Annotated in this window: 15 protein-coding genes and 2 pseudogenes; 7 read left to right on the top strand and 10 right to left on the bottom strand. The window is 71.0% G+C overall.

What is annotated here, in order from left to right; translation table 11 throughout:
• Window positions 1-18: 18 nt before the first annotated feature.
• A complete protein-coding gene (locus ACZ5WE_RS10445) occupies window positions 19-1194 on the bottom strand; it encodes a glycosyltransferase (RefSeq protein WP_467683868.1) in 1176 nt (391 codons plus the stop codon).
• A gap of 58 nt (window positions 1195-1252) precedes the next feature.
• On the opposite strand from ACZ5WE_RS10445, the gene ACZ5WE_RS10440 reads away from it, so the two are divergent.
• Both ACZ5WE_RS10440 and ACZ5WE_RS10435 read left to right on the top strand, forming a co-directional pair.
• A complete protein-coding gene (locus ACZ5WE_RS10440) occupies window positions 1253-2038 on the top strand; it encodes a glutamate racemase (protein ID WP_467683870.1) in 786 nt (261 codons plus the stop codon).
• Between the two features lie 141 nt (window positions 2039-2179).
• The gene (locus ACZ5WE_RS10435; RefSeq protein ID WP_467683872.1) at window positions 2180-2734 is read left to right on the top strand and encodes a hypothetical protein; all 555 of its coding nucleotides are present in this window, start codon (window positions 2180-2182) and stop codon (window positions 2732-2734) included.
• On the opposite strand, the gene ACZ5WE_RS10430 is transcribed toward ACZ5WE_RS10435, so the two are convergent.
• A complete protein-coding gene (locus ACZ5WE_RS10430; protein ID WP_467683874.1) occupies window positions 2691-3773 on the bottom strand; it encodes an O-antigen ligase family protein in 1083 nt (360 codons plus the stop codon). The two genes, ACZ5WE_RS10435 and ACZ5WE_RS10430, sit on opposite strands and share 44 nt — an antisense overlap.
• A gap of 240 nt (window positions 3774-4013) precedes the next feature.
• Between ACZ5WE_RS10430 and lnt the strand changes: the two genes are divergently transcribed.
• The gene (gene lnt / locus ACZ5WE_RS10425; RefSeq protein ID WP_467683876.1) at window positions 4014-5639 is read left to right on the top strand and encodes an apolipoprotein N-acyltransferase; all 1626 of its coding nucleotides are present in this window, start codon (window positions 4014-4016) and stop codon (window positions 5637-5639) included.
• 10 nt (window positions 5640-5649) lie between these two features.
• Complete coding sequence (locus ACZ5WE_RS10420) at window positions 5650-6123, top strand: NUDIX hydrolase (protein WP_467683878.1); 474 nt, start codon at window positions 5650-5652, stop codon at window positions 6121-6123.
• A 15-nt stretch (window positions 6124-6138) separates the two neighbouring features.
• On the opposite strand, the gene ACZ5WE_RS10415 is transcribed toward ACZ5WE_RS10420, so the two are convergent.
• The 3 genes from ACZ5WE_RS10415 to ACZ5WE_RS10405 are packed head-to-tail and all read right to left on the bottom strand — an operon-like array spanning window position 6139 to window position 10782.
• Window positions 6139-7701 carry a GMC family oxidoreductase gene (locus tag ACZ5WE_RS10415; RefSeq protein ID WP_467683879.1) on the bottom strand — a complete coding sequence of 521 codons (1563 nt, stop codon included), beginning with the start codon at window positions 7699-7701 and terminating at the stop codon, window positions 6139-6141.
• A 22-nt stretch (window positions 7702-7723) separates the two neighbouring features.
• Window positions 7724-9316, bottom strand: a complete 1593-nt coding sequence (locus ACZ5WE_RS10410) for an APC family permease (protein ID WP_467683881.1) — start codon at window positions 9314-9316, stop codon at window positions 7724-7726.
• Window positions 9313-10782 carry an aldehyde dehydrogenase family protein gene (locus ACZ5WE_RS10405; RefSeq protein ID WP_467683883.1) on the bottom strand — a complete coding sequence of 490 codons (1470 nt, stop codon included), beginning with the start codon at window positions 10780-10782 and terminating at the stop codon, window positions 9313-9315. Before ACZ5WE_RS10405 ends, ACZ5WE_RS10410 begins: the two co-directional genes overlap by 4 nt.
• Window positions 10783-10965: 183 nt before the next feature.
• On the opposite strand from ACZ5WE_RS10405, the gene ACZ5WE_RS10400 reads away from it, so the two are divergent.
• Complete coding sequence (locus ACZ5WE_RS10400; RefSeq protein WP_467683885.1) at window positions 10966-12177, top strand: methyltransferase; 1212 nt, start codon at window positions 10966-10968, stop codon at window positions 12175-12177.
• A 44-nt stretch (window positions 12178-12221) separates the two neighbouring features.
• On the opposite strand, the gene ACZ5WE_RS10395 is transcribed toward ACZ5WE_RS10400, so the two are convergent.
• Window positions 12222-13052, bottom strand: coding sequence for an oxidoreductase (locus ACZ5WE_RS10395; RefSeq protein ID WP_467683887.1), 831 nt, complete (start codon window positions 13050-13052; stop codon window positions 12222-12224).
• 102 nt (window positions 13053-13154) lie between these two features.
• Here ACZ5WE_RS10395 and ACZ5WE_RS10390 point away from each other — a divergent pair, with 102 nt between their 5' ends.
• Window positions 13155-14078, top strand: a complete 924-nt coding sequence (locus ACZ5WE_RS10390; RefSeq protein ID WP_467683889.1) for a LysR family transcriptional regulator — start codon at window positions 13155-13157, stop codon at window positions 14076-14078.
• 210 nt (window positions 14079-14288) lie between these two features.
• A pseudogene (locus tag ACZ5WE_RS10385) lies at window positions 14289-15149 on the top strand (glycoside hydrolase family 43 protein); the annotation flags it as partial.
• On the opposite strand, the gene ACZ5WE_RS10380 reads toward ACZ5WE_RS10385, so the two are convergent.
• The 4 genes and pseudogenes from ACZ5WE_RS10380 to ACZ5WE_RS10365 form a co-directional block, all read right to left on the bottom strand.
• The gene (locus ACZ5WE_RS10380; RefSeq protein ID WP_467683891.1) at window positions 15146-16426 is read right to left on the bottom strand and encodes an FAD-binding protein; all 1281 of its coding nucleotides are present in this window, start codon (window positions 16424-16426) and stop codon (window positions 15146-15148) included. The pseudogene ACZ5WE_RS10385 and the gene ACZ5WE_RS10380 overlap by 4 nt on opposite strands.
• A 43-nt stretch (window positions 16427-16469) precedes the next feature.
• Window positions 16470-17666: a pyridoxal phosphate-dependent aminotransferase gene (locus tag ACZ5WE_RS10375; RefSeq protein WP_467683893.1), complete on the bottom strand. Its 1197-nt coding sequence runs from the start codon at window positions 17664-17666 to the stop codon at window positions 16470-16472.
• Window positions 17667-17766: 100 nt separating this feature from the next.
• A pseudogene (locus tag ACZ5WE_RS10370) lies at window positions 17767-19682 on the bottom strand (glycoside hydrolase family 127 protein).
• 190 nt (window positions 19683-19872) lie between these two features.
• Window positions 19873-20370 (bottom strand): peptidylprolyl isomerase, encoded by a 498-nt coding sequence (locus ACZ5WE_RS10365; protein ID WP_467683895.1) that lies wholly within the window; start codon window positions 20368-20370, stop codon window positions 19873-19875.
• Window positions 20371-20469: the final 99 nt, after the last annotated feature.

Genomic DNA, 20469 nt, shown 5'->3' with positions numbered 1-20469 from the left:
CCTTCGAGGGGGGGCGATTCAGCGCTGTTCGGGAGCGGGATCGGGGCGGGTGTAAGTCCGCCCCTTCCACGCCGCTCCGCGCCCCCTGTAGTGCTGCACCGCCGAATCCACCGTCATGAGGAGGTAGAGGAAAGCGGTGAACGGCAGCAGGGGAGCGAGCCAGAGAGTCTGCCGGTAGTAGCGCAGCATCGGGATGTACGTCGCCGTCATCACGAACCACGCCGCCCCGCCGAGCGCGGCGGGCACCGCGCTGCCGGTGGCCAGGCCGCCGAACAGCGCGACCGGGGGCGCCAGATAGATCAGGGCGAGCCCCAGGACCGTGCCGAGCAGGATCAGGGGGTTGTGGCGCAACTGGGCGTAGGCGCTGCGCGAGACCATCCGCCAGAGGTCGCCGAGCCCGGGGTAGGGGCGCACGCTGTCCACGCGCTCCGCGAGCCCCAGCCAGATGTGGCCGCCCGAGCGCTTCACCGCCCTGGCGAGCGTCACGTCGTCGATCACCGCGTGCCGGATGGAGTCCGGGATCCCCGCGCGCTCGGCGGCGGCCGTGCTCACCAGGACGCATCCGCCGGCAGCCGCGGCCGTGCGCGAACCCTTCGCGGCGATCCAGCGGAACGGATACAGCTGCGCGAAGAAGTACACGAACGCCGGGACGACGAGCCGCTCCCACACGCTCGCGACGCGCAGCCGGGCCATCAGCGAGACAAGGTCAAAACCGGCCGTCTCCGCCGCTGCGACCAACTCCCGCAGACTGTCCGGCTCATGGGCGATGTCCGCGTCGGTCAGGAGCAGATAGCGGGGCTCACGCGCGCGTGCCAGGCCGATTCCGTGCCGCAGGGCCCACAGCTTGCCGGTCCAGCCCGGCGGCGGCTCACCCGGTGAACCGACGGTCAGCGGCAGCCCGCCGTGCCGGTCGGCAAGGGACCGGGCCAGTGTTCCTGTGCCGTCCGAACTCCCGTCGTCGACAAGGAAGATCTCGGCCTGCCCCGGATAGTCCTGGGCAAGCAGCGAGGGCAGGCTCTCGGGCAGCACGGCGGCCTCGTCACGGGCGGGGACCACAACGCAGACCGAGGGCCAGCTGTCCGGTTCACGGCGCGACGGCAGACGCAGGTCCGTGCGCCAGAAGAAGCCCTGCCCCAACAGCAGCCACAGCCAGGCGGCAAGCGATGCGGCGGCGGTGAACACAACGGCGCTCATCCGCCGCAGTCTGCCCCACACCGCCGGGCGCCGCGGGCCCATCGACTATGGTGACCGGGTGAAGATCGCGCTCATTGACTCCGGTATCGGCCTGCTCCCCGCCGCGGTAGCGGTGCGTCGTCTGCGGCCGGACGCCGATCTCGTCCTCTCGTCGGACCCCGACGGACTGCCCTGGGGCCCGCGCACCGCCGAGGACGTCACGGAGCGCTCGCTCGCCATCGCGGAGGCGGCGGCGGCGCACCACCCCCAAGCGCTGATCGTCGCCTGCAACACCTCGTCCGTGAGCGCACTGCCAGCCCTGCGGGCCCGCTTCGAGCCCGGCCTGCCCATCATCGGGACCGTACCGGCGATCAAGCCGGCCGCGGCGGGCGGCGGCCCCATCGCCATCTGGGCCACCCCCGCCACCACCGGAAGCCCCTACCAGCGCGGCCTCATCGAGGAGTTCGCCGGCGGCGTCGGCGTCACCGAAGTGCCCTGCCCCGGCCTCGCGGACGCCGTGCAGCACGCCGACGAGGCGGCCATCGACAAGGCGGTCGCCGCGGCCGCGGCCCTCACTCCGCGTGATGTAAGGGCCGTCGTCCTGGGCTGCACCCATTACGAGCTGGTCGGGGAGCGCATCCGCGCGGCCCTCCAACAGCCCGGGTCGCCGCCCCTCGTCCTGCACGGCTCCGCCGGAGCAGTCGCCGCCCAGGCGCTGCGCAGGACCGGAGAGCTTCCCGGCCCCGGGACCGGCACGGAAGGCGGCCTGACGGTGATCCTGAGCGGCCGCGCCGCCGAGCTGCCCCTCGCCGCCCACACGTACGCCGAAGGCAGGCTGCTCGCGGCGGCGACCCCCGCCCGCTGAGCCCCCCGTACGGACGCGTGACGGGGCCGCACGCCGGGCCCTGCCCCACCCCGCGTACAGAGCGGTCCCGCCCGTACAACCGGAGTGGTAACGCTCCGCGATGCCGTGCCTTCCCACCGGAACGTCGGTACTCTCATTCGCATGAGGGACCACACCCACGGTGAGCGGGGCAGCACTGCCGACGCCCCGCCGGAAGTCTGGACCGGTAGCGCGACCAACCGCGTGCAGTGGCTGCTGGCGCTGGCCGGCGCCCTCTGCCTGGCGCTGGGGATCGAGCTGGCCGTCGACAACATGTGGACGTCCGGGATCGCGGCCCTCGCCATGTCCGTCGTGGGGTGCATCGCAGCCGGGTTGCTGATCCTGTTCGGCACCCTCGCCTTCGTCCATGTCGCCGTGAAGGTCGACCAGGACTGCCTGGAAGTGCGCTGCGGGCACATGGGCGTACCGCGCCGCCGCATCCTCCTCTCCCACGTGGTGCGGGCCGAGTTCGAGCAGGTCGTCTGCCCCCGGCAGTGGGGCGGCTGGGGGTACCGCTCGCGGCCCGACATCGGCACCGCCGTCGTGGTCAGGCGGGGTGAGGGCCTGGTCCTCAGCCTGGGCGACGGCCGCACGTTCACCGTCACCGTCGACGACGCCGAAGCAGCCGTACGCATCATCCGCGCCCGGCTGTCCATGGCGGGGCGTCCGGCAGCCTGACCTGAGCCGGTTCATCGCCCAGCGGTCGCGCCGTGGCGATGCCCGCGAGGTACCCCGCACCCGTCGTCACCGCCGTGAGGCTCAGAGCGTTGCCGACCGAGGCCACGGAGGCCAGCGCCGTCAGGGCCGCGCCCGCCGACAGGACGACCTGGGTGGAGCGTGGCGAGCGGTACAGGGCGTACAGCAGCCAGCAGAACACCGCCGCGAGAAGAACCACACCCACCAGGCCCTGCTCGGCCGCCTGCTGCAACGGCGCCGAATGGGGCTTGCCGTCCGTGAGGAAGTGTTCGGTGACCGTGGGGCTGACATCGGCGAACCGGCCGGGGCCCACCCCGAGCGCCGGTTCCCGGCCGGTGAGCGCGAGCGCGTCCTGCCACAGCTGGACGCGGTGCCCGTCGAGCTGGCCCTCCAGGGAGGCGCTCAGCCCCTCCGGCAGCACGTCGTCGGCGATCGCCCATGTCAGTCCGGTCACCACCGCCGTCGCCAGAGCGAGACCGACGAGGCCGAGCACTCTGCGCCGCATCAGGGCGGTCGCCAGCGAGCACAGCAGGATCCCGGCGCACGCGACGAGGCCGGCCACCGAGCCGAGCGCCGCGGCGGCCACCACGATCCCCACGGCGAGCAGCCGCATCGTGAGCCGTGTCGAGGGGGTCCGCGCCGCCCACGCCGCGGAGCAGGCCGCCCCCGACGCCAGGATCAGGAGCGCGGCCGTGGCGCCGGTGTGGCCCAGCGGAGCCGCGCTGACGGGGCCCGGCGAGAGTTGCGGGGCCGCTGCCGCGAGGCCGACCCCTGCCAGCGCTCCGGCGCAGGGCGCGGCCACCGGCAGCAGCGCACCGCAGATCCGCCCGCCCGCGTACCCCGCGGCCACGGCGAGCACCGCGAGGAGCACGCCCTCGGGCCGGCCGCCGTGCACCCCGGCTGTGATCAGGGTCCAGGCCGCGCACACGCCGAGCAGCGCGCAGCCCGTCGCGTCGGACGCGCTGCGCCGTTCGTACGCCCCTGGTGGCCCGGCCTTCGCGGCCGTCCCCGTTGTCCCCACCCCGTCGCCCCCCGCAGTATGACGGGCCCCGAACGCTGTGGCTTGATCCGGCCGCAGGTCAGGGACTCGGGCACACCGTAGTCGCTGGGGCCGTGAGATGTGGACATCTTGCGCAGGAACGATCCGTCGATCGTGTGGACGAGGCCTCCGGCGACCACTGCCCGCGGGGGCGGGCGAGGCGGTGGCGGCCGGGCACGACCGTCCTGTCTCTGTCCACGTAACGCGCCGTAGACTCCCCGAGTGACCGCCACCACCACCTCCGTAGACGAGTCGGAGCAGCTCGGACCGCGGCCCGCGCCCGCCTCGCGCAAGGCCCGCTTCCTGCGAGCGCTCGTCCCGGCCGCCGCGGCGGCACTCTCCGGAGTGCTGCTCTACGTCAGCTTTCCGCCACGCACCCTGTGGTGGCTGGCCCTGCCGGCCTTCGCGGTGTTCGCCTGGAGTCTGCACGGCCGCAGTGGGAAAGCGGGCCTGGGGCTCGGCTATCTCTTCGGCCTCGGCTTCCTGCTGCCGCTCCTGGTGTGGACCGGAGTGGAGGTCGGGCCGGGGCCCTGGCTGGCGCTCGCCGCCATCGAGGCGATGTTCGTCGCCCTCGTCGGAGCGGGCATGGCCGCTGTGTCCCGGCTGCCCGGATATCCGCTCTGGGCGGCCGCCCTCTGGATCGCCGGTGAGGCGGCACGCGCGCGCGTGCCCTTCAGCGGATTCCCCTGGGGGAAGATCGCCTTCGGGCAGGCGGACGGCGTCTTCCTGCCGCTGGCCGCGCTCGGCGGCACTCCGGTGCTCGGGTTCGCCGTGGTCCTGTGCGGCTTCGGCCTGTACGAGGTCGTCCGGCAGGTACGGGATGCCCGCGACCCACACGGCTCCCGCGTCGTACGCCGTGGTGCGGCGGCCGCGGCCCTGCTCAGCGTGCTCGTCCCGGTCGCCGGTGCCTTCGCCGCGCGCCCGCTCGTCAGCGACGACGCCGAGGACGGCACCGCGACCGTCGCCGCCATCCAGGGCAACGTCCCGCAGGCGGGCCTGGAGTTCAACGCCCAGCGCCGCGCCGTGCTCGACCACCATGTGCGCGAGACCGAGCGGCTCGCGGACCGGGTGAAGGCGGGCAAGGCGAAGCAGCCCGACTTCGTCCTGTGGCCGGAGAACTCCTCCGACATCGACCCGTTCACCAATCCCGACGCCCACGCGGCCATCGAGCGTGCGGTCAAGGCGATCGGCGCCCCCATCTCGGTGGGCGGAGTCGTCGAGACCAAGGACGGCAAGCTCTTCAACGAGCAGATCCTCTGGGACCCGAAGAAGGGCCCCACGGACACCTACGACAAGCGGCAGATCCAGCCCTTCGGCGAGTACATCCCGCTGCGCGACATCGTGGGCTTCTTCAGCAGCGACGTCGGCATGGTCCGTCAGGACTTCAGCCGGGGCGCACAGCCCGGCGTCTTCACCATGGCGGGCACCAAGGTGGGCCTCGCCACCTGCTACGAAGCCGCGTTCGACTGGGCCGTGCGCGACACCGTCACCCACGGCGCGCAGCTGATCTCCGTACCCAGCAACAACGCGACGTTCGACCGCAGCGAGATGACCTACCAGCAGCTGGCCATGTCGCGGATCCGCGCCGTCGAGCACAGCCGCACCGTCACCGTTCCCGTGACCAGCGGCGTCAGCGCGATCATCATGCCGGACGGCCATGTCTCGCAGAAGACCGAGTGGTTCACCGCCGACTCGCTCGTCGAGGAGGTGCCGCTGCGGTCCTCACAGACCCCGGCCACCCGCTACGGCGTCCTGCCCGAGGGCATCCTCGTGCTGATCGCCGCCGGCGGTCTCGGATGGGTGGTGACGGGCGCCGTACGGGCCAAGCGCGCCCGTCGGTCCCGTTAGGGTCGACGGCATGGCAACTCCTGACTTCATCCGCACGATCCGGGCCGACGCCGGCCACCAGCTGTTGTGGCTCCCCGGAGTCACCGCCATCGTCTTCGACGACGAGGGCAGAGTGCTCCTCGGGCGGCGCTCCGACAACGGCAAGTGGTCGGTCATCGGCGGCATCCCGGATCCCGGGGAGCAGCCCGCCGCGTGCGCCGTGCGCGAGGTCTTCGAGGAGACCGCGGTGCACTGCGTGCCCGAGCGCGTCGTGCTCGTCGAGGCCCTGGAGCCGATGACGTACCCGAACGGCGACACCTGCCAGTTCATGGACATCACCCTGCGCTGCCGGGCCGTCGGCGGCGAGGCCCGCGTCAATGACGACGAGTCGCTCGAAGTGGGCTGGTTCGCCGTGGACCAACTGCCCGATCTTCACGAGTTCGGGGTCTTCAGGATCAAGCAGGCCATGGCGGAGGAACAGCCCACCTGGTTCGACCGTTCCTGAGCCCCTCGCTGTCGCTCAGCTCGCCTTGATCATGTCCGCGCACTTCTCGCCGATCATCATCGTGGTGATGCACGGGTTGACCGCGGGCAGGAACGGCATGACCGACGCGTCGGCGACACGGAGCCCGGTGACGCCCTTGACCCGCAGTTCGGGGTCGAGCGGCGAGTCCGCGTCGTCCGTCGCTCCCATCCGCACGGTGCCCGCCGGGTGGTAGACGGTGTTGTGGGTCTGGCGGATGTAGGCGAAGAGTTCGTCGTCGGTCGTGGCCTGCGGTCCCGGGGCCAGTTCGGCGCCCGCCCAGTCGGCCATCGGGGCCTGCGCCGCGATCTCCCGGGCGAGCCGGAGCCCGTACGTCATCACGCGGATGTCGTGCTCGTGCGTGAAGTAGCGCGGGTCGACCATCGGCTTGTCCCGGAAGTCACGGGTGCGCAGCCGGACCGTGCCCATGGAGCGGGCCCGGGTGACGTTCGGGGTGAGGCAGAAGGCGTTGTCGGTGGTCGGATAGCCGCGCCGGTAGGTGTTCATGTCGAAGGGCACCGAGCCGTAGTGGAACATCAGGTCCGGGCGGTCGAGGCCAGGTTCGGTGTTGGCGAAGATGCCGATCTCCCACCACTGGGTGGAGGAGGTGACCATCGGCTGCTTCGCCTCCCACATGATCACGCCCTCGGGGTGGTCCTGGAGGTGGGCGCCGACTCCGGGGGAGTCCACCCGCACGTCGACGCCGCACTCCCGCAGATGCCCGGCAGGACCGATCCCCGACAGCATCAGGAGCTTCGGTGAGTCGATGGCACCGCAGGACACGATCACCTCGCGGCGCGCGGTGACGCTGCCGCTGTGAACGGTGTCGGGCTCCAGGTACTCGACGCCCGTACAGCGCCGGTTCTCGTCGAACAGCAACCGCCTCGCCTGCAGACCGGTGCGCACCTCGAGGTTCGGCCGCTTGCCCAGGATCGGGTGCAGATACGACACCGACGCGGATGAACGAGTGCCGTCCGGGCGGGAGTTGATCTGGAACCAGTGGGCGCCGCGTACCACTGTCTTACCGGTGTTGAACGGCGTGGTGGGGATGTCCGCCGCCGCGCACGCCTCCAACAGGGCCGCACCGCACGGGTCGTTCGGCGGGACGCTCATGATGTTCACCGGGCCCGAGCGGCCGTGGTGGTCGCCGGGCGCGTCGTTGGTCTCCAGCCGCTGGTAGAGGGGGTAGCAGTCCGCGGCGCTCCAGCCCGTGCAGCCGAGCGAGCCCCATTCGTCGAGGTCCTCGGCGGGTGCCCAGAAGGCGATGCAGGAGTTGTGCGACGAGCAGCCGCCGAGCACCTTGGCGCGGGCGTGCCGCATGAAGCTGTTGCCGTTCTCCTGCGGCTCCACGGGGTAGTCCCAGTCGTAACCGGACTCCAACAGGGCCATCCACCGGTCCAGTTGGAGGATGTTGTCGTCGCCGACGTCGGAAGGCCCTGCCTCAAGGACGCAGACGCTGACGTCCGGGTCCTCGGTCAGCCGCGCGGCGACGACGGCGCCTGTCGTGCCGCCGCCTACCACCACGTAGTCGAACTCGGCCTTGGGACTCTCAGCGGGCATGACGACTCCAGATCAGAGGGGTTCAGGGGGCGGCCGGCGGTGACGGCGGAGAGGTGGGGTCGACGGCCTCCTCGAAGCGGTGCTCGGCGAGCACGCCCGTCTTGTGCCGTTGCACGAACCAGTAGTAGGCGAAGCCGCCGAGGGCGACGATGCCGACGAAGAGGAACGCGCCCCAGCGCAGATACCAGTGCTGAGGCCCCGTCGCGTTGTAGACCTCCGCGCGGGGCCAGGCGAGGTTGATGGACATGGCCGCGCCCCAGAGGACGGCGATGATGTTGATCGGAAGGCCGAGCCGGCCGAGCGAGAACTTCCCCTCGGCGGGCGTCCACTCGCCGCGCAGCCGCTTCAACAGCATGGGCACGGTGACCAGGAGGTAGGCCACGTAGATCATGATGATCGCGATGCTCGTGATCACCGAGAAGATCTGCGGCTGGTTGATGTTGATCACCAGAATGACGAGACCCACGACACCGATCAGCACGGCGGGCACCACGGGTGTCTGGAAGCGAGGACTGACCTTGGCCAGATGCGTGCCCGCCGGCAGGTTGTTGTCCCGCGCCATGGCGAACATGAGCCGGATGCCGGCGGCGTGCACGGCCAGGACGCAGACGGTGATGGCGACCACCACGCACCACAGGAAGATCTCGCCGATGGTCGAGCCGAGCGTTTCGAGGACCACGTACTGCAGCCCGCCCGACGACAGTTCCTTGGACTGCAGGTCCGGCACCGCCATCAGGGCGAAGAGCAGAATGAGACCGCCGATGAGGAACGAGGCGATGAGCGCGCGCAGGATGGCGCGGGGCGCGTTGCGCCCGGGGTTGTGCGACTCCTCGCCCAGCGACGCGGCCGTGTCGAATCCGTACATCACGTACGCCGACGCCAGCGAGGCGGTCAGGAACGCGCCGAAGTACCCGAGGTGCTGGCCGCTGCCGAGGCCGTTCGTCTCGGTCAGGACGCTGCTGGGGCCGCGGGTGATGTGCGCCGCGAGGAAGATGATCAGGCCGACGGCGGCGATCAGTTCGATGAAGACGCCCGCGGAGTTGATCCGGGCCATGAGCTGGACGCCGAAGGCGTTGATCGCCGTGGAGAAGGCGATGAGCACGGCGCCCAGGAGCACGGCGTTGGCCGCCGCGTCGTTCTCGCCGCTGCCGTCGCCCACGAACTGGAACCAGTCGGAGATCTGCGGCAGCGTGATCTGGTAGGCAAGCGCCACGGCCGAGAGCGAGACCATGGTGGCCGTCATCATCATCCAGCCGCCGAGCCACCCCACGTGCGGGCCGCCCATGGTCTTGGCCCAGTTGTAGACCGACCCGGCGACCGGATACCGCGCGGCCAGCTCGCAGAAGCACAGGGCCACCATCAGCTGACCGACGAAGACCATCGGCCACGACCACCAGTAGGCGGGACCGCCGAAGCTGACGCCGAAGTAGAACAGCTGGAAGGTGCCGGTCAGGATCGAGATGTAGCTGATCCCCGCCGCGAAGGTGTGGAAGTTGCCCAGGGTGCGCTTGAGCTCGGGGCGGTAGCCGAGCTCGCCCAGGGCGTCGTCGTCATCCTGGCTCTGGGACCTCGCCGGAGCGGTGGGGTCCGGTCCTGGGCCGTTGTCCGTACTCATTCGAACCACCTCTGCGGGGTCGGTGCGAGGTTGCGCCAGATGTGCTTGGCCTCTTGGTACTCGGCCAGTCCTGCCGGTCCCAGTTCGCGGCCGAAGCCGGACTGCTTCATGCCGCCCCACTCCGCCTGCGGCACGTAGGGATGGAAGTCGTTGATCCACACGGTTCCCGCACGCATCCGGGACGCCACGCGGTGCGCCTTGCCGCTGTCCTGCGACCAGACGGCTCCCGCCAGCCCGTAGACGGTGTCGTTGGCGAGCGCCACCGCCTCGTCCTCGTCACGGAACCGCTCGATGGTGAGCACCGGGCCGAACGACTCGTCGGTGACCACGGACATGCCGGGCGTGCACTCGTCGAGCACGGTCGGCGGGTAGTAGTAGCCGTCCCTCAGCGCCGGGTCGTCGGGGCGTGCGCCGCCGCACCGCAGCACCGCGCCCTCGGCGACGCCGGCCGCCACGTACGCCTCGACCTTGTCGCGGTGCGCGGCGGAGATCAGCGGCCCCGTGCGCGCGTTCAGGTCGAAGGGCCCGCCGAGCCGGATCTGCTGCGCGCGCTCGACCACGGCGTCGACGAACGAGTCGTGCAGTTCGTCCTGGACGAGGAGCCGGGCGCCCGCCGAACAGACCTGGCCCGAGTGCAGGAAGATCGCCATCAGGGCGTAGTCGACCGCCGCCTCGAAGTCGGCGTCGGCGAAGACGATGTTCGGGTTCTTGCCGCCCAGTTCCAGGGCGACCTTCTTCACCGTGGGGGCCGCGGCCGCCATGATGCGCCTCCCGGTGACGAGCCCGCCGGTGAACGACACCATGTCGACCCGCGGGTCCTCGCTGAGCGGGGCGCCCGCGGTGGGGCCGGCTCCGAGGATCAGGTTGGCGGCACCGCCCGGCAGCCCGGCCTCGGTGAGCAGGCGCATCAGGATGATGGCCGTGTGCGGGGTCAGCTCGCTTGGCTTGAGGACGAAGGTGTTACCCGCGCCGAGCGCCGGTGCGACCTTCCAGGCGGTCTGCAGCAGCGGATAGTTCCACGGCGTGATCAGCGCGCACACCCCGACCGGCTCGTGCACCACCCGGCTGTCCACTTCCGCGCTCCCGGCGTCGACGACGCGGTCGGAGCCGCCCGCCGCCGTCAGGTTTCCGAAGTAGCGGAAGCAGTTCGCGATGTCGTCCATGTCGTACTCGCTCTCCACGAGCCGCTTCCCGGTGTCCAGGGATTCGGCGCGGGCGAGGGCGTCCTTGTCGCGTTCGAGGAGATCGGCCACGCGCAGCAGCAGGCGGCCGCGCTCGGCCGCCGGGGTGCCGGGCCACGGTCCGCGGTCGAAGGCCTCACGCGCGGCGGCGATCGCCGCCGCGGCGTCCTTCGGCCCGGCCTCGTCGACGGTCGCGACCAGGGTGTTGTCCGCGGGGCAGCGGATCTCCCGTACCTGCCCGTCCACGGCAGTGGTCCATGTTCCGCCGATGAACAACTCCGGCATGACGGCTCCTCGGGGGTGGGATGCGCGGGTGCTCCACGAAAGGACGGTAAGGAGAACGGGCCGCGAACGCACCACAAGAGCCGCTATTCGGCGCAGCCGCTTCCTTCCGTGCCCTTCCGCCCCCGCGCGACCAGGCGTCCCCGAAGATCGTGTGCGCACCAGTGGCGATAGCCTGAAGGCACGATGAACCGGCTGATCACGTCATGGGGCGCGTACGACCTCACACGATTCCCCGAGGACCCTCGCGACCCCCTGCGTGCCTGGTCCGCCGCCGATGCCTACCTGCTGCGGCATCTCGCGGGCGAGACGGAGCCCGCGGGTGAGGCGGCGGGGGAGGGGGAGGCGGTGAAACCCGTCGACCTCTCCGGCGCAGTGGCGGTCGTCGGCGACCGCTGGGGCGCGCTGACCACCGCGCTCGCCGAGCACGGGCCGACGCTGATCACCGACTCGTTCCTCGCGCGGGAGGCGACGCGGGCCAACGTGGCACGGGCCGGGTTCGCGCCGGACGCGGTGCGGCTCTCGACGACCGGTGACGCCCCGCCGAGCCGGATCGACGTACTCCTGGTCCGTGTGCCGAAGAGCCTCGCGCTCCTGGAGGACCAGCTGCACCGGCTCGCGCCCGCCCTGCACGCGGGTACGGTCGTCGTCGGCACCGGAATGGTCACCGAGATCCACACCTCCACGCTCGACCTCTTCGAGCGGATCATCGGCCCTACGAGGACGTCGCTCGCCCGGCAGAAGGCGCGGCTCATCTTCAGCACGCCGGATCCCGAGCGCGGCACCGCACCCAGCCCGTGGCCGCGCAGCTATGTGCTCGACGCCGACTCCGGCGCGGGATCGGGGCTGACCGTCGTCAATCACGCGGGCGTGTTCTGCGCCGAACGTCTCGACATCGGCACCCGCCTCTTCCTGCGCCATCTGCCGACCGGCAACGGCCCCGAGGGGGACGGCGCCGCGCGCATCGTGGACCTGGGCTGCGGCAACGGCGTGCTCGGCACGGCCGCCGCCGTCGCCGACCCCGGCGCCACGGTCACCTTCATCGACGAGTCGTATCCGGCCGTGGCCTCGGCGGAGGCGACCTTCCGCGCGAACGCCGCCGACTCGGCCCGGGCCGAGTTCGTCGCGGGTGACGCGCTGTCGGCCGTGCCCGCGGGCTCCGTGGACCTCGTCCTGAACAACCCGCCGTTCCACAGCCACCAGGCGACCAGCGGCGCGACCGCCTGGCGGATGTTCAGCGGGGCGCGCGCGGCGCTGCGTCCCGGCGGGGAGCTGTGGGTCGTCGGAAACCGCCATCTCGGGTACCACGTGAAGCTGCGCAAGCTCTTCGGCAACTCCCAAGTCGTCGCATCCGACCCGAAGTTCGTGGTCCTGCGGGCCGTCAAGCGCGACCGCTGACACCGCCTCAGGCGCCGGTGGGGGCTTCAGAGGCGGCTGGCGGCTCAGGCGTCGAAGGCGGTCGCCCGGGTCACCTTCTCCCAGGTGGCGATCTCCGCGCGCACCGAGTCGAGGTGACCGACGACCGCGTCCACGGCGTCCTCACCCAGCGGCAGGCGCAGCGGAGTCTCGTCGGCGTCGAGCGCGGTGATGATCGCGGCAGCGGCCTTGGCCGGGTCGCCCGGCTGCCCACCGTCGCCGCCCGCGACCATCGTGCGGGTCGCGCCCGCCGTCCCGGCGTAGTCGGGGATCTCGACTGGGCTCGCGCTGGTGTTGCCGAACAGGCTCGTGCGGAACGCGCCGGGCTCCACGACCAGGACCTTGATGCCGAGCGGGCCCACCTCCGCGGCCAGCGCCTCCGACATCCCCTCCAGGGCGAACTTCGTGCCGCTGTACGCCGAGAAGCCGGCGAAGGACATCTGTCCGCCCATGCTGCTCATCTGCACGATCGCTCCCGAGCGCCGCGCCCGCATGTGCGCAAGCACGGCGCGGGTCAGCGCGGCCGGGCCGAAGACGTGCACGTCGAACAGCGCGCGCAGCTCGGTGTCCGAGTCCTCCTCCAGGGCGCCGACGTGGCTGCGGCCCGCGTTGTTCACCAGCACGTCGACGCGTCCGTGCCGGTCGGTGACGTCACGCACGGCGGCCTCGATGCCGGCCGTGTCCGTCACGTCCAGGGTGAGGGCCTCGACCTGATCGGGGTGGGCCGCGACGAGGTCGTCCAGGGACGACGCGTTACGGGCGGTGGCCACGACCACGCCGCCCGCGGCGACGGCCGCCTCGGTGATCGCCCGGCCGAAACCGCTGTTCGCGCCTGTCACGAGCCATACCTTCGTCATCTCGGACTCCCTTGCACTGGGGGCCGGTTCCTCCGTCCCCGGCTCTGTGGATCATCCTGCGTCCGAATCGGGTGGCCCGTCCAAGACTTGCCGTGATAGCTGATGGTTATGGACCTTCACGGCAGGGACGTACACAGCAGGGATCTCCGTTATTTCGTAGCGGTGGCACAGGAGTTGCACTTCACGCGCGCTGCCGAGCGGCTCTTCGTATCCCAGCCCGCACTGAGCAAGCAGATACGGGCGTTGGAACGGCAGCTGGGTGCTGAGCTCTTCGTCCGGGACCGCCGCGACGTGCGGCTCACCCCCGTGGGTGCGGCGCTCCTGCCGCATGCTCAACAGGTGCTCGAACACTGGCAGTCGGCGGTCGTGGCAGCGGAGCGCGCGAAGGCCGCGGAGCGGGCGACGCTCGCCGTGGGCATGAGCACGCGTCCGGCCCGCGGCGGCCTCCTGCCGGCGGTACGGTCCCGGTTCGGTGCGGCTCACCCGGCGGCCACGATCCGGCTGCGGCAGGTGAGTTGGGAGGACGCGAGCGCGGGTCTGGCGGACGGTACGGCGGACGTGGCCTTCGTCTGGCTGCCGCTTCCCGACCTGGAGCGCTACGGCTGGGTGGTGGTCGCCGAGGAGCCGCGTCATGTCGCCCTTCCCGTGACGCACCGCCTCGCGGGCCAGGACGAGGTCGACTTCGCCGACCTCGTCGACGAACCCTTCCTCGCGCTGCCCGAGAGCGCGGGCGCGCTGCGGGCCTACTGGCTCGCCCTGGACGCCCGCGCGGGCTGCCCGCCCCGCGTCGGCGCGGAGATCGCCAGTACCGACGAGACGTACGAGGCGCTGGTGGACGGACGCGGCGTCTGCCTGGTCGCCGCGGGCAACGCGCCCCTGATCACGCTGGGTGGAGTCGTCACGCGCCCGGTGCGCGGTATCACGCCCAGCCGGTTCGCCCTGGCCTGGCGGGTGGGCGAGGACAGCCGCCCGCTGGTGAGCGCGTACATCACGGCGTGCGGGGAGGCGCTGGGGAGGGCGGACTGAGCGCCCGCGGGTGCATCTCGTCGCAACCGTTGACCCTGCCCCAACACCCCCTTACCGTTTCGGCGTTCGGAGTATCAAATGGCGTTCGAAACCACGGTCGCCGACATGAGGGGACGCTCGCACCATGGAGCGCAGAGTGCTCAAGAAGACCGCGTGGCGACTGCTGCCGTTCCTCGGTCTGCTGTACGTGATCGCCTACATCGACCGCTCGAACGTCGGGGCCTGACGCGGGCACACGAGTCCGTCATCTGGCGCCGGCACACCAGCGGCGACATGGCCGCGCACATCTGGGCGCCGGAGATGCACCACATCAACGGCAAGTGGTACATCTACTTCGCCGCGGCCCCGGCCGACGACGTGTGGAAGATCCGCATCTGGGTCCTGGAGAACGCCAACGCCGACCCCCTCAAGGGGAGTTGGACGGAGAAAGGGCAGCTCACCACGGCCTGGGACACCTTCTCCCTCGACGCCACCACCTTCACGCTTCCCCAAGCTCACAACTCCGTTCGAGCAGGGGAGACCCCAATCGGCAGCCGCTATCTGGCCTGGGCGCAGTACGAGCCCGGCATGGACAACAACACCGGCGTCTTCCTGTCCCGCATGGCCGACCCCTGGACCCTGAAGGGTCCTCAGATACGCCTGACCACACCCGAGTACGGCTGGGAGTGCGTCGGCTTCAAGGCGAACGAAGGGCCGTCCGTCATCCAGCGCAACGGCCGCGTCCTCCTCTCGTACTCGGCGCCCGCGACCGACTTCAACTACTGCATGGGGCTGCTCACCGCCGACGCCCGCAGCGACCTCATGGACCCCGCTTCCTGGTCCAAGTCGCCGACCCCCGTCTTCACCAGCAACAACGCGACCAAACAGTACGGCCCCGGCCACAACTGCTTCACCGTCGCCGAGGACGGCCGCACCGACGTCCTCGTCTACCACGCCCGGCAGTACAAGGAGATCGTCGGAGACCCGCTGAACGACCCCAACCGCCACACCCGCATCCAGGAATTCGGCTGGAAGCCGGACGGCACACCGGACTTCGGCATCCCCGTCGCCGATGCCCCCGGGGTGTCCTAGACCAGCGGCCGCAGGAAGCGCTGTACGAAGGAGTTGCGGAACTTTCCCGCCGGGTCGAGGCGTCCCGCCAGCGCCGCGAAATCCGCCGAGCGTGGATAGCGGGCCCCGAGCTCGGCCGGGTCGGCGGCGAATACCTTGCCCCAGTGTGGTCGGGGCGCGAGTGGGGCCAGGCGTTCCTCGACGCGTGCGATCACCGGGAGCACGGCGGTCGCGTCAGGCACCCACGTGAAGTGGAACGCCACGGTGTCCCGTCCGTGCGCGGGGCTGAGCCACTGGGTGTCGGCGGCGACCGTGCGCACCTCGCACACCTGGAGGACAGGAGCCACCTCGCCCCTGAGGGCGTCGAGCGCGTCCAGGGCGGCCCGTGCGTGCTCCCGCGGCAGCAGATACTCCGACTGGAGCTCGGACCCGCTGCTCGGCGTGAACTCGGCCCGGAAGTGCGGCAGTCGCTCGTGCCACGGGCCCGGGACGCCCAGCTGCTGGGTGCAGTTGACGGCGGGCATGCCCGGTACTGGATGGCGGGGCTCCTGGACGGGCGGCGCCCAGGGGAAGGCGACGGGGGCCCCGCCGCGCTGCTTGAGCCACACCTGGTTGAAGCGCGACCCTCGCCAGTCCGTGAACAGACTCACGCTGTACGCCGCCGATGACACAGCCTCGAAGTCCACCTCTGAGAGGGGCAGTTCGGCGAACACGTGCTGGCTCACCGTGTAGTCCGGCTCCAGGTCGAGGGTGAGGGCGACAACCACGCCGAGCGCGCCGAGCGAGACGACGGCGCCGTCGAACCCGTCGTCACCACGGGTCAGTACGCGGGTCTCCCCGTCGGCGGTCACCAGCTCCACCGCGCGCACGATCTCCGCGAGGGACTGGTTGCCGTTGCCCGAGCCGTGCGTCCCGGTGGCGACCGAACCGGCCACCGAGATGTGGGGCAGCGAGGCCATATTGGGCAGGGCGAGACCGAACGAGGCGACGTGCCGCGCCAGTTCGGCGTACCGCACGCCGCCCGACACGCGCACGGTGCGCTTCGCGGTGTCCACGTCGATGGACGGATCGAGAGCGGAGAGGGAGAGAAGAACCATGCCCTCTCCGTCGCTGTCCACGTCGGCGATCCGGTTGAAGGAGTGGCCGCTGCCGAGCACCCGAACCTGGCTGCCGGCCGCGACGAGAGCCCGCAGGGCGGACAGCGACGCGGGCCGGTGCAGCTCGCGGGCCGAGAAGGTGATGTTCCCGGCCCAGTTGGTCACGGCGCCGTCCCGGCCGGTGGCCAAGGCGTCAGTCATGTTCGAGTTCCTTCCGCACGGCGGCTGGGGGAGCATGCACGACTCACGCCCGCATCACAAGCCGGTCCACCGCGGGGTTCCCCGAGCCGTAGGGGGCCGGCAGGAGGCCGGTGGCCCCACCCGCGTACAGCGCCTGTTCGAGGCCGTTGATCAGGGGTTGTACGTCGACCGGAGGGCGGACCACCAGGCGCAGGAAGCGGCTCGAGCTGCCGATCTTGTTGCCGCACTCGCGGACCAGGATGCCGTGCTCCGCGAGCAGCCGGTCCCGCAGCACCGCTCCGTCGACGCCGTCGGGCAGCCGCACGTACACGAAGTTCCCTTGCGAGGGGTAGCTGGTGAGTCCGGGAAGGCGACCGAGGTGCCAGATCATCTCCTGGCGGTCGCGCCGCACCTGACGCAGGCTCAGCTCATAGGCGCTGCGGTGCTGTCTCAGCATGAACACCACGGTCTCCGCGAAGGAGTTGAGATTCCACTTCGGCAGCGCGGCGCGCACCCTGCCGGCCAGGCCCGGGTTGGCGACGAGATAGCCGAAGCGCACCCCGTGCAGTCCGAAGTTCTTGCCGAGGCTGCGCAGCACGATGACGTTGGGCCGCAGGACCGCCTCGTCGACGATGCTCGACTCCGGTCCCGCGTCGGCGAACTCGAGGAACGACTCGTCCACGACGACCAGGTCGAGCTCCTGCAGCGCGTCGAGCAGCGCGAGCACGGAGCGGCGCGGAAGGAGGCCCCCGTCCGGGTTGTTGGGATTGCAGATGACCGCTGTACGCGAGCCTCGGGCCCGCACGAAGTCGACGTAGGCCGCCGGTTCGAGCACGAAACCGTCGGCCTCCGGAAGCAGGAACATGTCGACGCGCTTGCCGGTCTCCATCGACTGATCGGTCCACCGCCCGAACGTCGGCACGGGCACCGCGAGCGCGTCGCGCACCAGCAAGTGGTCGATCCAGGTGATGAGTTCGGTCGAGCCGTTGCCCATGACGACGGTCTGCGGATTGAGCCCGAGCACGGCACTGAGCTCGGCGGTGATGGTGTCCGCGCCGCTCGGGTAGTACGTGAGGATGTCCCGCAGCCGCCCGCCGAGCTCCTCGTACATCTCGGGCGTGGGGAAGTACGGATTGCACGGAATGCAGAAGTCGACGAGCGGCTGCCCGCTGTCCGCCGCCGCCCTGTTCAGCGCGGAGTACGAGGGGCTGTGCGCGGTGGACGCGCGGAAGAGAGCGGTGACGTTGCCCGCGTCTGCCATGGAAGGTCTCCGGGTGGGGAAGGGTGGTGTCTTCCGTACATACGTGCGTGGGTGAGGGGGCGCTCAACCGGCGGGGCAAGAGGGGCACCCGCAGCGGGCGTCAGCTCCGTGGGATCCAGACCCGCATCGCTCCGTCCGCCCGGTTCGCCCATACGTGGTACGGCACCGCCGTCAGCGCGGTCCGAGCCCCGTCCGAGCGGCGGTGTCCGGTGGTCGTGACGACCGTGACGCCGCCCAGGAGGTCCGGGCGATGTTCGGCCGCGACGCGGGCGGCGGGCGTCAGCGTCACATCGTCGAGGCGCAGGCCCGCCTGCTGATCGACGCTCTCCAGGCAGTACACGAGGGGCCCTCGCTCGATGGCCAGGCAGCCGCGCACGGCGTCCACCCGTGGATCCGGCTCCGTGAGCCGCACGTCAAGAGTGAGATCCAGGACGACTCGCTCGCCGGGAAGCCAGCGGCGTCGCATCCGCAACCAGCCCCCGTCGGCATCCGTGCGGTCCTGCCGGTCCGGCGCCGCCACCGTGAACTCGGCGCACCAGGAGGGGATACGCAGCGAAAGCGTCCATTCGCGGTCGGCCGGTGCCGCGTCGACGGTGACCGTGACGCGGCCCTTCCAGGGGTAGTCCGTCTCGACCGTGACGGCACTTCCCGCGTCCGCCGCGTACGTCCCCGTCGCGTACTGGTGCAGTTGCAGTCCGTCCGCGTCACCGCTCGCCACGTAGTGGGGGAGGGAGGCCAGGAGCCGCATGACGTTCGGCGGGCAGCAGGCGCAGCGGAACCAGGGCGTTCGGCGGTTTGTCCGGTCCCCGGTGCGGCCTTCGTGGTCGTCGCGCACCTGGAGCGGGTTGACGTAGAGCCAGCGGTCGCCGTCGAGAGCGACGCCGGAGAGGAAGCCGTTGTAGAGGGTGCGCTCGACGAGGTCGGAGTAGCGGGTCTCGCCCGTGAGCAGCGCCATCCTCCAGGACCACTGCACGGAGGCGATGGCCGCGCAGGTCTCCGCGTACGCACGGTCCGGCGGCAGCTCGAAGGGTTCGCCGAACGCCTCGCCCTCGTGGCGCGCGCCCACGCCACCGGTGAGATAGGTCTTGCCGGCCGCCATGGTGTGCCAGAGCCGTTCCAGGGCGGCGCGCAGTGTCGCGTCGCCGGTCTCCATGGCCAGGTCGGTGGCCCCCGCCAGGAGGTACAGCTGACGCACGGCGTGCCCCGTGACGGTCGGCGCCTCACGTACGGGGAGGTGGTCCTGCCAGTACGCCGGGCCCGGATCGCGGTCGCGGTCGATGCCCTCGGCGAGCAGTCCGTGGCCGCGGCGGTCGGTGAAGCGCCCGGCGAGATCGAGGAACCGCCGTTCACCGATCTCGCGGTACAGCTCTACGAGGGCGGTCTCGATTTCCGGATGCCCGCAGATGCCGTCGCCCTTCTTGCCCGCCCCGCCGTCCTTCCCGAAGACGGAGTCGATGTGCGCGGCGAGCCGGACGGCCACGTCGAGGAGTTCGCGCCGGCCCGTGGCCCGGTGGTGGGCGATGCCCGCCTGGATCAGATGTCCCGCGCAGTAGAGCTCATGGCCCCAGTCGAGCTCGCTCCAGCGCCGGTCGGGGTGGGCGACCTGGTAGTACGTCTGGAGGTAGCCGTCGGGCTCCTGGGCCGCGGCGACGAGCGACGTGAGGCGTGCACGTCGGCGGCGAGTCCGGGCGGGCCGGGTGCGTCGGCCAGTTGCCAGGAGGCGGCCTCCAGCCACTTGTGGACATCGGAGTCCTGGAACGGGAAATCCCCGGCGAACATTCCCGAACCCTCCGCCGCCGCACGGAAGTTGGCCAGGTTGCCCGCCTGCTCGAGACGCTCGGGCCCTTGCGGGATGCTCACCGAGGCGTTGGTGTGCCGTCGGGCGGCCCAGAAGCCGCCGGTGATCCGTGCGGTGGCCGCGGGGCGCAGGGCGGTGTGGGCGTGGGCGCGAAGACGGATCGGTCCCTGGAGGCCAGGGGGCCCCGGGGATATGTGCGGGGGCGTGGGATCGGGCATGCGTGCCATTCCTCGGTGCCAGGTGCGCGTTCGATATCCAGAACGCCGTTCGGATATCTGCTGCCGCCGCTGACGCTACCGTGGGCCGCCCGGCGTGGGGGAGAGGTCGACCGCATCTGTGCGGGCGTGGGTGAGCCCCCGCCCGGTGGGACGGGGGCTCATGCACCAGGTGCTGGAGTGCCAGAAGGTGTTACAGGGTGCCCGAGGCGGAGATGGCGACCTCGGCCTTGGTGGCGCCGGACTGCGAGCCGAAGCTTTCGATCTTCCGGACGAGGGCCATGCTGTCCTCGTCCGCGACCTCACCGAAGACCACGTGCTTGCCGTCGAGCCAGCTCGTGACGATGGTGGTGATGAAGAACTGCGAGCCGTTCGAGTTGGGGCCGGCGTTGGCCATCGAGAGCAGGCCGGGCTTGGTGTGCTTGAGCTGGAAGTTCTCGTCGGGGAACTTCGCGCCGTAGATGCTCTTGCCGCCCGTGCCGTTGCCGGCGGTGAAGTCGCCGCCCTGGAGCATGAAGTCCGGGATGACGCGGTGGAACTTCGAGCCCGCGTAACCGAAGCCCTGCTCGCCGGTGGCGAGCGCGCGGAAGTTCTCCACGGTCTTCGGCACGACGTCGTCGAAGAGGTTGAACGTGATGCGGCCTTCGGGCTTGCCGTCGATGGTGATGTCGAAATAAGCCTTGATTGTCATGGTCCTCATCCTGTCATTGCCCTGTCCCCACCCGCCAACCGAACCCCCCGAAGGGGCTGCCTCTACCTGTTTGACCAGGCATGATGGCGTTTGTGTCAG

The sequence above is a fragment of the Streptomyces sp. NPDC033180 genome (genome assembly GCF_055577645.1).
This window is presented reverse-complemented; position numbering and strand designations above follow the sequence as displayed.